This window comes from Candidatus Sodalis pierantonius str. SOPE (genome assembly GCF_000517405.1).
Classification (GTDB): Bacteria; Pseudomonadota; Gammaproteobacteria; order Enterobacterales; family Enterobacteriaceae; genus Sodalis_C; species Sodalis_C pierantonii.
Map to the genome: position 1 here is coordinate 1827959 of NZ_CP006568.1, position 12148 is coordinate 1840106.

Genomic DNA, 12148 nt, shown 5'->3' on the forward strand with positions numbered 1-12148 from the left:
AAGGGGTTCCGTGGCGTCCCTCACCGAAACCGCTCAATATAACTTTGCTTTTCCAGCAGGATAGCTTCATCGAGTTTATCAATCAATTTACGCAATTCGGTCAAATCCTGATGCCGAATTTGTTCCGGTTTCTTTTCCCTCGCCCGGCAGGCCCGATGGAAGGCCGACACCAATTGCGCGCGAACATCTGTCAACATGGCTTGAAGTAACAATTTTTTGCTATCGCCTTTCATATTGTTCCCTCCTAAATAGCTTGTTAATAATTATAATATTGCCCTTACGGGCATTGGTTTTCATCTGGTTATGATTGTCTCTTTACGTATCTAGTTAATTAACTCTCTCATTGATACAATTTCAAATAATATTTTACCCATACTTATGGTCTAGTTAAATTAGGGCCAAGTGCGACAATTCTCCACGGGCCATACAGGAAAATAGAAATTTCCCTTGGATGGTCAGGCCTCGAATGCCCTAAGCTATAGATTGATAATCAACGGTATTGTCATTCATCGCGCACGTTACCGCTGGTATGATGTATGTGACTTTAACGCTATCGCCGCCACTCTGCGCGTCTTACCGGTATACTTTACTCTTCTTTGCTGTTCCTTGCGCTCTGACTTTACCGTTTACAACACGGCGCTATCCGTTCTGTTGGTTAGCGCCCCGCGATCCCGCAGCCATTTTCTCCCTCTCTGTAGTTGATTGAGGCGCGAGTTATCTTATTTAGCAGATAATAGGTGAACAAGATTAAGCGCTGTCATTCTGTACATGGGTAATTTATACTCGCAACAATAACGGTTAACAACTAAACTAAAGTTCAGTTGCCTCTTCGCTTTGTTGAATAAATCCGAAATTTTTGACGACTTCCTCCCTATCAGGGCGATTGTTACATGATGCGGACGCTGTTTGGCATTCCTAACAACGTGATCCGGTTAAGCGCTTTGACCATTGCCATAGCCTCACCTACCTGCGCGTCATAGTCATGCAGACTCAGATGACCACCCAGAAGTATTTTAAACCGGAACATGGCCGTTTCAGCCAGTGAACGCCGGTGATAACCTACTTTCTTTTTCCAGGTATCGTTATTGCCGCTCAGATGCTGATTTGCCACCGCATGGTTACGCTCATGGTATCGAGCTGGCCAATATTGCGCACCACTTCGCGGTGGGATAAGCGGCTTTATTTTTTTCCTCAGCAGAGCATCATGACAGTAACGCGTATCGTAAGCACTGTCAGCCGACGCTTCCCTGATTTTCCGGTGGGTTTGGTTAATCAGCCCGGGCAGCGCCTGCGCATCTGTCGTACCGCTTAGCGATAAATCGGCACAGATAATTTCATGTGTCGCGCTATCTACTGCCAGATGAAGCTTGCGCCATACTCTGCGCCTCTCAGCCCCATGCTGCCTGACTTTCCATTCGCCTTCGCCGAAGATTTTCAGGCCGGTGCCATCGATGACCAGGTGTGAGATTTCGCCGCGGGTTGGCGTTTTTATGCTGATGTCGACGGTTTTTGCTCGCCGGCTGACCAGAGAGTAATCTGGGCAGCGCAGCGACAGCCCCATCAGTTTAAAAATCGAGTCAACGAAACCCTGTAACGCCCGGAGCGAAAGGTTAAACACGCGCTTTATCATCAGAACCGTGGTAATGGCCATATCGGTGTAGTGAAGCGGCCGGCCACGATGTTCAGGTGGTGTACTCTCAGTCCATGCAGCAATGGCTGACTCATCAAGCCATACTGTCAGGTCCCCCCGCTGCCTGAGCGCATTGTTATATGCGGGCCAGTTGGTAATTTTAAACTTTTGCTTTGCCATGGGGACCTGATGTTGAAACGAATGTAGTGATCATAGCCGCCAGTCACCTAAAAGTTCGATTTATTCAACAAAGCCTTGCCTCTTCTGACTCTCCATCTCTGCTTTTGGGTCGACAGTCACCCCTTTGCCCGACCTATCGCCGTAAGCGATCGCGTTATTGCCTGGCGCGTCAATGCTATTATCGCTCTTCCTCTCTCGCGGTGCGCCCCCATTCACCGAGGACAGATCATCACCCTCACCAGGCCATCGAACAGCGGGCTTGACGTCATCGCGGGCGTTAGCTTGTTCATTTTCCTATCGTTTAACTTGCCAGCATCATGTCATTTCTACTTGATGCGTTTAATAAAACATTACCTTCGCGCTTGCGGTTAACAACTTATTAAAAAACAGGTCTGCGATAATTTGTCATTACGGAAAATAGACATCCGGTCGTCCGCTATACTTTCAGTGGTCATTTATTTCAAAGCTAATAGGAAGCTATTATGTTCAATAAAACACAAATTATGTAACATAATCAAATTACCTGCTGTGGTGGAAATCATGTGGGCATCGTCGATCATATGGAAGGTGAGGATCATATCAAGCTCGCAAAAAGCGACCCGGAATCGGGCGGCCAGCACCATTTGATCCCCTTATCCTGGGTCAAAGAAGTCAAGGAAAACAAGGTTATACTCTCCAAAACCAAAGATGAAGTGCATCAAGCGTGGCAAGCCTGCTAGTTGACGCTGCGCCGACGGCCCGCAAAATTGCAACGATTTTCACCCGTGTTAAAGCCTGCGCGGCATGAACCTGCCGTGCAGGCATCACCCAAACACAAAAACACCCCCTACTTAATAAAAAGTAATAGCCTGCCCTGCAAAAGGGCAAAATTTTTCACGGTATTATCCCGGCACCGAATATTTCTATTTCAGCATCGCGAAGTATTTCCTTTATTATGACGGAAATGCCCGCAATGCGTTCACTGTTTATTTAATGCATCCATCAGACAGTACATTCAGACTTACCCCTCCTTTATGTTACGTTAAAATACATGACCGCCCTTCTTTAATGTATCACGTTATATTAATGCTTTTTCGCGGTGAAGCCCATTTAATATCACCGTCGTCTTCATATTAAGAGGGGACCTTTATCCGGCGGTCGTCGCTGGAATGAACAGGGGAAACCTAGGAGGTGCCGAAGGCATTATAGGATGTCGTATACGAAATCCCTTCTGCTGCATGCTGTCGTCGAAATGTTTTTATGAATTGAGTTATAACGCGGCATTCCTTGTTACGTTACGCCTATTTTGACGAAAAAGACGCTTTGTTGAATAAATCCGAAATTTGTGACGACTTCCTCCCTATCAGGGCGATTGTTACATGATGCGGACGCTGTTTGGCATTCCTAACAGTGTGATCCGATTAAGTGCTTTAACCATTGCCATTGCCTCACCTACCTGCGCGTCATAGTCATGCAGACTCAGATGACCACCCAGAAGTGTTTTAAACCGGAACATGGCCGTTTCAGCCAGTGAACGCCGGTGATAACCTACTTTCTTTTTCCAGGTATCGTTATTGCCCCTCAGATGCTGATTTGCCACCGCATGGTTACGCTCATGGTATCGAGCTGGCCAATATTGTGCACCACTTCGCGGTGGGATAAGCGGCTTTATTTTTTTCCTCAGCAGAGCATCATGACAGTAACGCGTATCGTAAGCACTGTCAGCCGACGCTTCCCTGATTTTCCGGTGGGTTTGGTTAATCAGCCCGGGCAGCGCCTGCGCATCTGTCGTACCGCTTAGCGATAAATCGGCACAGATAATTTCATGTGTCACGCTATCTACTGCCAGATGAAGCTTGCGCCATACTCTGCGTCTCTCAGCCCTATGCTGCCTGACTTTCCATTCGCTTTCGCCGAAGACTTTCAGGCCGGTGCCATCGATGACCAGGTGTGAGATTTCGCCGCGGGTTTGCGTTTTTATGCTGATGTCGACGGTTTTTGCTCGCCGGCTGACCAGAGAGTAATCTGGGCAGCGCAGCGACAGCCCCATCAGTTTAAAAATCGAGTCAACGAAACCCTGTAACGCCCGGAGCGAAAGGTTAAACACGCGCTTTATCATCAGAACCGTGGTAATGGCCATATCGGTGTAGTGAAGCGGCCGGCCACGATGTTCAGGTGGTGTACTCTCAGTCCATGCAGCAATGGCTGACTCATCAAGCCATACTGTCAGGTCCCCCCGCTGCCTGAGCGCATTGTTATATGCGGGCCAGTTGGTGATTTTAAACTTTTGCTTTGCCATGGGGACCTGATGTTGAAACGAATGTAGTGATCAGAGCCGCCAGTCACCTAAAAGTTCGATTTATTCAACAAAGCCCTGTATCGTTCTAAAAGTCCGGCAGGACAGCCGCATCATCAACAAATCTGTGTTCCTGGCGCTGGGCATCAACATCGAAGGCCAGAAAGAGTTGCTAGGTATGTGGCTGGCCGAAAATGAAGGCGCAAAGTTCTGGCTGAACGTGCTGACAGAGCTGAAAAACCGCGGCCTGAACGATATCCTTATCGCCTGCGTAGACGGGCTGAAAGGTTTCCCTGACGCTATTAACGCGGTGTATCCGGAGGCGCGGCTCCAGCTGTGTATCGTGCATATGGTGCGCAACAGCCTGCGGTTCGTCTCCTGGAAGGACTACAAGGCCGTCACCCGCGACCTGAAAGCTATTTATCAGGCCCCTACGGAAGAAGCCGGCTTGCAGGCGCTGGAAGCGTTCTCCAGTGCCTGGGACATCCGCTACCCGCAAATAAGTCGAAGCTGGCAGGCAAACTGGGCCAATCTGGCCACGTTCTTTGCCTACCCAACGGACATCCGCAAGGTGATCTACACGACCAACGCCATCGAGTCGTTAAACAGCGTGATCTGGCATGCCATCAAAAAGCGCAAGGTGTTCCCGACCGACGACGCAGTGAAAAAGGTGGTGTGGCTGGCGATACAGGCGGCCTCACAGAAATGGACAATGCCTTTGAGGGACTGGCGCATGGCAATGAGCCGCTTTATTATCGAGTTCGGTGACCGCCTGGACGGTCACTTCTGAGAAAAGGCATTTACACAGAATCGTGTACAGGGTCAATTGATGGTCTGAGAAGACATTACTGAAACCTTTTTCACCTACCCCTAGGTCATTCTAGTCATCCGCTAACTAACGGTATTGCAGGACGATACCATCAGCACAGTCAGCAGCGAGCGTTATCACACATTTCCAATTTTCTCTTTCCTTGACATCAAGCGGGACATGACCTGACAAATGGCGAACCAACTACTCCTAGGATAAGTGTGCTGTAGTGAGGGCCTTAGAGCTTTGCAGAACATTTAGCCTGATATGATATCTGTGCTCAGAGGCTGTTGCGTTGGCAAAACGCGGACGACTGCCGCGCTGGAAGATTTGCCGTGCCCCATTTTTATCGAGCGCAGATTTGCGTAATGCTATCGGCACAAAGATAAGTTGGAAAATGACGTAATTGAAGGTAAAAACTGGCCTGAAAGGACATCAATGGGAAGGATAAGCTGTTTATTTGGGATGGGCTAAATACTCTGGGCATGAATTCTCATGTTCATGCAAGCAACGGTATGTATAGAGCGTTGACGAGAGCAAAACTACTTGCTTACTTCACACTTAAGATGTAATGCTTGCTACTTTAAATATCACGAGTATAATCCATTAAAGCTGTTCAGCCACCACAAACATATGGAACACATTGATGATAACGATCATAGGCTGTAATAAAGGCGGGGCGGGTAAAACCACGACAGCGATAAACGTTGCCGTAGGGTTGGCAATGCAAGGCTATGATGTCTGCCTGGTGGATGCCGACGTACAGCGTTCAGCGGCGCGATGGTATGCTGAAAGGGAGCAAGCCGAATTGGTTCCAACGGTAACGCTTATCGAAAAAAGAGACAATATCTCGCAGACTCTCCGGAGCCTTGATCAAAAGTACGATCATGTGATTGTGGATGTAGCCGGGCGTAACAGTCGTGAGCTGATAACGGGGGGTACCGTCGCTCACCAAATCATAGCGCCACATCAATGCTCACAACTCGATCTCGATACCATGATTGAGCTTGAGCAACAAGTAGAAAGCATGCGTGATTTGAACCCGGACTTAAAAGCGTTCAGCTATCAAAGTATGGCAACCACGAATCCGGTTATACGCGGTAATGAACGTCGGGAGTTTTTGGAGTTCGTAAGTGAGTTCGCCGGTATCAAGCCGCTAAATGCCATCGCTTGCCATCGAAAAATCTATCGTGATGTCATGTCTGAAGGGAAGTCGGTTCTGGAGGCTTCAAATGAAAATGCAAAGACAGAAGTATTGGCGCTGCTCAAGGAGATATTTTAATGGCTCTGAAAAAACCCGTGAGAAGAACCGTGAGCGAGGCCGAGGCGGAGGCATTGGCAAATCGCCTGGCGGATCGTCCCTATGGAGAAACGCATAATTCTTCCTCAGCGTCTGCGGCGCCACCAGAAGAGAAAATTGCTCGTACGACTATTTCGCTGCCATTGTCGTTATTGCGGGAAGTCGAAGATATCGCCCTGGAAAACAAACGTAACGGTACGGATCCTAAAAATGTGAGTGCAATCATCCGTGAAGCATTAAACGCTTATCTAAAGACATAGATAACGTTTTAATTCATCGTCGCCTAGATTTGTTGATGTTGTCTTCTGAGAGCCTGTTTAGAAATTTGTGTATTTGCCTGATTTTGATATGTTCAATCCAACATCAAAAACAGGTTAATTTATGGACGAAAAACAGTTGCAGGCTCTGGCTAACGAACTGGCCAAAAATCTCAAAACCCCTGAAGATCTCAGTCACTTCGATCGGCTGCTGAAAAAAATCAGCGTCGAAGCAGCTCTCAATGCCGAAATGACCCATCACCTCGGCTACGATAAAAATCAGCCTAAACCGGGGACCAACGCCCGCAACGGCTATTCCACAAAAACCGTTACCACTGGCGATGGCCCGCTGGCGCTGCGTACTCCGCGCGATCGTGACGATTCCTTTGAACCGCAACTGGTGAAGAAGAACCAGACCCAGACCCGGATTACCGGGATGGATAACCAGATTTTATCGTTGTACGCCAAAGGGATGACCACCCGCGAGATCGCCGCCGCGTTCAAAGAGCTGTATGACGCCGATGTCTCGCCGGCGCTGGTCTCAAAGGTCACCGATGCGGTCATGGAGCATGTTGTCGAATGGCAAAACCGGCCTCTGGATGCAGCCTATCCCATTGTTTACCTTGACTGTAGCGTTCTAAAAGTCCGGCAGGACAGCCGCATCATCAACAAATCTGTGTTCCTGGCGCTGGGCATCAACATCGAAGGCCAGAAAGAGTTGCTAGGTATGTGGCTGGCCGAAAATGAAGGCGCAAAGTTCTGGCTGAACGTGCTGACAGAGCTGAAAAACCGCGGCCTGAACGATATCCTTATCGCCTGCGTAGACGGGCTGAAAGGTTTCCCTGACGCTATTAACGCGGTGTATCCGGAGGCGCGGCTCCAGCTGTGTATCGTGCATATGGTGCGCAACAGCCTGCGGTTCGTCTCCTGGAAGGACTACAAGGCCGTCACCCGCGACCTGAAAACTATCTATCAGGCCCCTACGGAAGAAGCCGGCTTGCAGGCGCTGGAGAACGCTTCCAGCGCCTGGGACATCCGCTACCCGCAAATAAGTCGAAGCTGGCAGGCAAACTGGGCCAATCTGGCCACGTTCTTTGCCTACCCAACGGACATCCGCAAGGTGATCTACACGACCAACGCCATCGAGTCGTTAAACAGCGTGATCCGGCATGCCATCAAAAAGCGCAAGGTGTTCCCGACCGACGACGCAGTGAAAAAGGTGGTGTGGCTGGCGATACAGGCGGCCTCACAGAAATGGACAATGCCTTTGAGGGACTGGCGCATGGCAATGAGCCGCTTTATTATCGAGTTCGGTGACCGCCTGGACGGTCACTTCTGAGAAAAGGCATTTACACAGAATCGTGTACAGGGTCGCGCTCGGGGAGGCATTGTCAGATCCCGTCTGCCTGGTTGGCTGGTTGGCTGGTTGGCTGATTGGCTGATTGGCTGATTGGCTGATTGTCATGATGGGACCGGGATGGCGGGCTAAAGTGCCATCACCACGGGATGATTCCGCGCCAGAAATTTTCTTCACGCCTGCCAAGCCAGGCGTTATGGCCGCGCCGTCGTGCCGGCAGCGTGTGGAATAGCGGTCTCATTTAATCACCCCATAATTTAATCGACATTTCATAATCCCCGTAGGGACTGTCGCTATCGATGACCCTTTCTTGCTGAAACACCGGGGGACGCGGGCGTTTTACCGGATTAGGAGGGGTGAAAGTGGGAGAATGCCAACCGTAACCATCGTAATGGGGCCGTGCTCTGGAAGGCGCATGCGCGGAAGCAGCAGAACTTCCCGGAAGAGGGTCGGTTACCGCGAACGAAAGAGCATCATCCTTGAAGGTATAGGCGGTTTTTTGCTGGCTGCACAGGGTTCTTTGGTCCTTGGTTTCAAAGTTAATCCCGCCTCGCGTTAACTTTGACACTCCTTTAGCCGGATCCGGTTCAATTTGCTCTCTAAAAAATTGCTGAGGCCGATCGTTGACCGAATAAGACATCTCGGGAACAGGGGAACGGTAAGAATAATCTATTTTATCTTCGGCAGAGCATTCCAACGCTATACCCATTGCCGCTATGAGTAAGGTGGATAGTCTTAAGATACAAATAATAGCCGTGTTGTATTTTCGCCGGGATGAAGCGAAAGGCGCGTCAACATTTTCGGTGGCCGTTAAGCTTCCGTCTGAGGGCGTGAGTGACTTATTCGTTGTTAAAATTGGCATTTATTCCTTTCTCCTTGAACATTCCCCTCCGTTTTGCTGCAAGCGTCAACGTTCACGAGGATGGCACGACCGGGGGAATAACCTTCGCTATTTCTTTTTATGCCGCGCGCGTGCTAAGGATTAACATCATTAACCGACTAATGTTTAAATGTGAAATAAACACCGCTCTAGTTTTGAGGATTTTTGGCGTCTATCCATGTTAAGTAGAGGAAGGTCATGGTGATCCCCCCTCGCGGAGTAATGTATGAAGTATCCCTTTATTGCGTTATGGCTGATAATAATAGGCGTATCTTTATCCGCAGCGGCCCCAGCCGCGACCGGGATATTTCACCCTTTCGCCCATGATTGCGCTACGACGGATAATGTCCCGGCTGGCAAACCGGCGGTTTATTTAATATCCAGTTCATCTCAATACGATGAAAGCATTATCGACGAGATCGAGACGGTATTTAGCCGGCAAGGTTATGCCGTGGATAGCCGTTATCTTGACCAGCATCCCACGCCGTTGGGCTATGTGAATACGGATGACATCCGCGCGGCAACGCTAATCAAAGCGTTAACGGATGACAATGTAAAATATCTGTGGTTTGTCAGGGGAGGATCTGGCGCGCTGAACCTTTATCCTTATTTGTATCGTAGTCGCAACAAGATAGCGGCCTCTTCCCCCAAAGTGCTTATCGGCTTCAGCGATGTGACGGTCCTGCATCACTTTATCAATAACGTCATCAAGTGGCCCAGCGTTCACGGTATTCTTGCGTCCTACAACCGCGAAATGTATGACGTGCGCAAAGAAGAACAGGTGAGTATGTACAGCAGCATTTCGCAGATTTTCCGCACGGTGGCGAACGGTATGACCTATACGGGCATTGAGCCGCTCAATTTGCCCGCCTTCGCGGGCGGCCAAGGCATTGTAAACGGCGGTAATCTGACGTTGATGCAGTCGCTATTCTCCACTCGCTATGAGAAAAGTTATGCCGATAAAGTTCTGCTTATGGAAGACACCGGCGTCACCTATAAACAGCTTGACAGGACACTCCATCAACTCGAGTACATGAAAACTTTCCGTCCCAAGGCGGTCATTTTTGGCCAATTCTATCCCATCGTCGCGGATAAAAAGGAGCGAGATCTCTACCGCTACGTGCTGCAGGACTTTGCCAGACGGGTGGATTTTCCAGTCTATTATTATCCCGAGTTTGGCCATGGAAAAACGAACCAGCCGTTTATTCTGGGCCAACGGATGACCATTCAGTGCAATAAACATTATCGCTATTGCAGTCTGACTCAACCGCCCATCAACGCTGCGTCGTCCGCCTGACGGTCTTTATCCGCCGCGGCTTTAACCGACTCACGCAACCAGCAACGGCCGTAGAAAGCTAAGGTCTGCTTGGCTATCGAGCTACTGTAGTTGCAAATAGTGGGACGCTGCGTCCGCCAGCCCCTGACAGCAGTCGACAAACTTTTGCCGCCGATCGTCCTCGGTGAACCTCTCCCCAAGACCGCCTTTGGCATTGTGCCGCTGCGCTGTTAATTGACGCTCGTCTTTGAAGTGCAGCGTCACGCTATGGGGCAAATTGTCGTGCATTTGTTCTTCTTCGGCGCGCCAGGCGACCATGCTGATGCGGGCCAATTTAACGGGATCGGCCTGCTGCATAACCTGTCGCGGCGTGAAATCGCTTACGCTGAGCCGGCCTTTTTCCAACATGACCTGAACGCAGTAAGGCATGGAAAAGCGGGCCTGCATTTCATTCTCCGGCTGCGCATAGGCCAGGTTACGCCAGTTGGCGATGCCGACTTTGGTAACAACCTGTTCAATATCCTCAGCGTTGAAGCGGTGCTAGGCTTGCAAATCGGCAATCGCATCCAAAATGCGATGCGTGGATCCGCAGCAGGGATGCTTTTTCGGCATGAGGCCAACCCGTTCAATCACATGGTCGGTGGGAATAGAGTGCTCAGGCCGTTGCTGAGCGGATTGACCCGCATACAGTTCGCTAAAACCCTGCGGGCCTTCGATAATGTCCCGCCGGCCGCTCATGCCGGTTTTGGCCAGTACGGCAGACTCCACGGCGCCGCGCGCCGCCATGCCGGCGTGAAACGGTTTTAGCGGCGTACCAAATTGGCCTTTTACGCCGCTGGCCAGGCTTACGCGATACTGAGTGCGCGCGCAATGCCGGCTTCGTCCAACCCCATCAGCCAGGCCACGCCCGCGGCGGTACCGATACATCCCACGGTGGAGGTGCCATGCCACCCGGCGGTGTAATGGGATCGCCCTACTGTTTCACCGATCCACGCCTGGGCTTGGAGGCCTATCAGGTAAGCGTCAATCACTGCCGTACCCTCGCGCCGTTCCGCCAGCGCCACCGCCAGCAGCGCGGGTACCAGCACCGCTGAAGCATGGCTCATGCCCGGTGCGAAGTTATCGTCATAATCAATGGCGTGCGCTGCGGTCGCATTGATCAAGGCCTGAACGGCGGGGGAGCGGTAGGGCACCGTCCAGGCATCGCTTACGGCGCGGGTGGAGAAATCATCTCGCCCCGCGTAAAGACAGGCCAGCGTATCGGTAATGGCCTCTATCGCCAGTTTTCGGGCCTGCGGCGTCAACCTCTTGGGTTGCGCGCACCAGGCGGCGAGAGTCTCGATCACGGTCATGATAAAATCTCCCTTGCGTTGAGCGAGTCAAAAAGCAGTTGTAGAAGTCGGCTGGTTTGAAAACGGTTCACCTCTTGTCCAGGCGTATCGGTGTCTACACGATGGATGATGACTAAGGCCAACGACGGTATCACCAGGCAAAAATGACCGCCCGCGCCGCGCGCCGAATAGCTGCCCTTGGGGAGGATTACCCCCGGCCAGGCGACGCCGTCGCGCGTGACCCACCACATCGCGTCGTAATCGCCGCGGCAGCCGGCGTGGGAGACGGGTAGCGTGCTGCTCTGGACCCAGTGCGCCGGTATCACCTGGCGATCGTCCCATCTGCCCTGCTGCAAAAATAACTGGTCGAACCGGAGCAGGTCACGGCTGGAAAGACGAAAGGGATAGACGGGGTGGTCCGAGAAATCCCCGGGTTCCATGGCGCCATCCTGCGCGGGACGAAAGTCCTCCATGCCGATGGGGCCGGCGATCCGCCGCGCGAAGGCGTCGTGGATCTCCTCACCGGTCAGCTGGCGCCACACGCTGCCGAGGGCGTTGAAGTCCCAGTTGTTGTAGCACCAGTTGTCGCCGGGCGCGTAACGATGGCGCTGAGGTTTGATACTTCTCATCCAGGGGGTTTCGTAATTGGCGGGATGATAAATGCCGGAGCGGGCCATCAGTAAATCATACAGCGTCGCCTGCGCGCAACCGAATAAGGCGCTCAGAAAACTTTTACGCATGGAGTGACAGGGATAGCGCCGTGTATCGTCACCGTAGCGGAAAAGGATGTCGTGCCGGCGCGCGACCAGCATGGCGGCGCTGTCTAGGGTGGATAGATAGTGTTCCAGTGGGCT

13 protein-coding genes and 1 pseudogene are annotated in these 12148 nt (G+C 51.3%); 6 read left to right on the top strand and 8 right to left on the bottom strand.

The genetic code is table 11. From position 1 onward, the window contains the following. Positions 1-20: 20 nt before the first annotated feature. Positions 21-233, bottom strand: a complete 213-nt coding sequence (locus SOPEG_RS09335; RefSeq protein WP_025245146.1) for a hypothetical protein — start codon at positions 231-233, stop codon at positions 21-23. 653 nt (positions 234-886) lie between these two features. After that, positions 887-1810 (bottom strand): IS5-like element ISSoEn1 family transposase, encoded by a 924-nt coding sequence (locus SOPEG_RS09340; RefSeq protein WP_025243834.1) that lies wholly within the window; start codon positions 1808-1810, stop codon positions 887-889. A 518-nt stretch (positions 1811-2328) separates the two neighbouring features. Between SOPEG_RS09340 and SOPEG_RS09345 the strand changes: the two genes are divergently transcribed. Next, positions 2329-2529: a DUF2171 domain-containing protein gene (locus tag SOPEG_RS09345; RefSeq protein WP_236851797.1), complete on the top strand. Its 201-nt coding sequence runs from the start codon at positions 2329-2331 to the stop codon at positions 2527-2529. A 635-nt stretch (positions 2530-3164) separates the two neighbouring features. On the opposite strand, the gene SOPEG_RS09350 is transcribed toward SOPEG_RS09345, so the two are convergent. After that, positions 3165-4088, bottom strand: coding sequence for an IS5 family transposase (locus tag SOPEG_RS09350; protein ID WP_025245147.1), 924 nt, complete (start codon positions 4086-4088; stop codon positions 3165-3167). A gap of 76 nt (positions 4089-4164) precedes the next feature. Here SOPEG_RS09350 and SOPEG_RS09355 point away from each other — a divergent pair. From SOPEG_RS09355 to SOPEG_RS09370, 4 genes and pseudogenes are all read left to right on the top strand, one after another. After that, positions 4165-4875 (top strand): annotated as a pseudogene (locus SOPEG_RS09355) (IS256-like element ISSoEn2 family transposase); the annotation flags it as partial. A 664-nt stretch (positions 4876-5539) separates the two neighbouring features. Further along, positions 5540-6175, top strand: a complete 636-nt coding sequence (locus SOPEG_RS09360) for an AAA family ATPase (RefSeq protein ID WP_025245149.1) — start codon at positions 5540-5542, stop codon at positions 6173-6175. Then, positions 6175-6453 carry a ribbon-helix-helix protein, CopG family gene (locus SOPEG_RS09365; protein WP_025245150.1) on the top strand — a complete coding sequence of 93 codons (279 nt, stop codon included), beginning with the start codon at positions 6175-6177 and terminating at the stop codon, positions 6451-6453. The genes SOPEG_RS09360 and SOPEG_RS09365 overlap by 1 nt, the downstream gene beginning before the upstream one ends. 121 nt (positions 6454-6574) lie before the next feature. Continuing rightward, positions 6575-7789: an IS256 family transposase gene (locus SOPEG_RS09370; protein WP_025245151.1), complete on the top strand. Its 1215-nt coding sequence runs from the start codon at positions 6575-6577 to the stop codon at positions 7787-7789. Positions 7790-8048: 259 nt separating this feature from the next. On the opposite strand, the gene SOPEG_RS27315 is transcribed toward SOPEG_RS09370, so the two are convergent. Then, entirely contained in the window at positions 8049-8669 is a 621-nt protein-coding gene (locus SOPEG_RS27315; RefSeq protein WP_148297038.1) for a hypothetical protein, read from the bottom strand. Positions 8670-8913: 244 nt separating this feature from the next. On the opposite strand from SOPEG_RS27315, the gene SOPEG_RS09375 reads away from it, so the two are divergent. After that, positions 8914-9984: an LD-carboxypeptidase gene (locus tag SOPEG_RS09375; RefSeq protein WP_025245152.1), complete on the top strand. Its 1071-nt coding sequence runs from the start codon at positions 8914-8916 to the stop codon at positions 9982-9984. 81 nt (positions 9985-10065) lie between these two features. Here the strand turns inward: SOPEG_RS09375 and SOPEG_RS30565 are convergent, their stop codons facing one another. From SOPEG_RS30565 to SOPEG_RS09385, 4 genes are read right to left on the bottom strand one after another with little or no spacing between them, the layout of a single operon-like run. Next, the gene (locus tag SOPEG_RS30565; protein ID WP_335334090.1) at positions 10066-10482 is read right to left on the bottom strand and encodes an MmgE/PrpD family protein; all 417 of its coding nucleotides are present in this window, start codon (positions 10480-10482) and stop codon (positions 10066-10068) included. Between the two features lie 21 nt (positions 10483-10503). Next, complete coding sequence (locus SOPEG_RS30570; protein WP_335334081.1) at positions 10504-10890, bottom strand: MmgE/PrpD family protein; 387 nt, start codon at positions 10888-10890, stop codon at positions 10504-10506. Next, complete coding sequence (locus SOPEG_RS30575) at positions 10809-11315, bottom strand: MmgE/PrpD family protein (RefSeq protein WP_335334082.1); 507 nt, start codon at positions 11313-11315, stop codon at positions 10809-10811. The genes SOPEG_RS30570 and SOPEG_RS30575 overlap by 82 nt, the downstream gene beginning before the upstream one ends. Next, complete coding sequence (locus SOPEG_RS09385; protein WP_236851731.1) at positions 11312-12106, bottom strand: serine hydrolase domain-containing protein; 795 nt, start codon at positions 12104-12106, stop codon at positions 11312-11314. The genes SOPEG_RS30575 and SOPEG_RS09385 overlap by 4 nt, the downstream gene beginning before the upstream one ends. Positions 12107-12148 lie beyond the last annotated feature (42 nt).

Excerpts from the sequence above, each read along its gene's own strand:
- SOPEG_RS09335 (WP_025245146.1), bottom strand. The coding sequence starts at position 233 with ATGAAAGGCGATAGCAAAAAATTGTTACTTCAAGCCATGTTGACAGAT.
- SOPEG_RS09340 (WP_025243834.1), bottom strand. The coding sequence starts at position 1,810 with ATGGCAAAGCAAAAGTTTAAAATTACCAACTGGCCCGCATATAACAAT.
- SOPEG_RS09350 (WP_025245147.1), bottom strand. The coding sequence starts at position 4,088 with ATGGCAAAGCAAAAGTTTAAAATCACCAACTGGCCCGCATATAACAAT.
- SOPEG_RS09360 (WP_025245149.1), top strand. The coding sequence starts at position 5,540 with ATGATAACGATCATAGGCTGTAATAAAGGCGGGGCGGGTAAAACCACG.
- SOPEG_RS09365 (WP_025245150.1), top strand. The coding sequence starts at position 6,175 with ATGGCTCTGAAAAAACCCGTGAGAAGAACCGTGAGCGAGGCCGAGGCG.
- SOPEG_RS09370 (WP_025245151.1), top strand. The coding sequence starts at position 6,575 with ATGGACGAAAAACAGTTGCAGGCTCTGGCTAACGAACTGGCCAAAAAT.
- SOPEG_RS27315 (WP_148297038.1), bottom strand. The coding sequence starts at position 8,669 with ATGCCAATTTTAACAACGAATAAGTCACTCACGCCCTCAGACGGAAGC.
- SOPEG_RS09375 (WP_025245152.1), top strand. The coding sequence starts at position 8,914 with ATGAAGTATCCCTTTATTGCGTTATGGCTGATAATAATAGGCGTATCT.
- SOPEG_RS30570 (WP_335334081.1), bottom strand. The coding sequence starts at position 10,890 with ATGTATCGGTACCGCCGCGGGCGTGGCCTGGCTGATGGGGTTGGACGA.
- SOPEG_RS30575 (WP_335334082.1), bottom strand. The coding sequence starts at position 11,315 with ATGACCGTGATCGAGACTCTCGCCGCCTGGTGCGCGCAACCCAAGAGG.
- SOPEG_RS09385 (WP_236851731.1), bottom strand. The coding sequence starts at position 12,106 with ATGCTGGTCGCGCGCCGGCACGACATCCTTTTCCGCTACGGTGACGAT.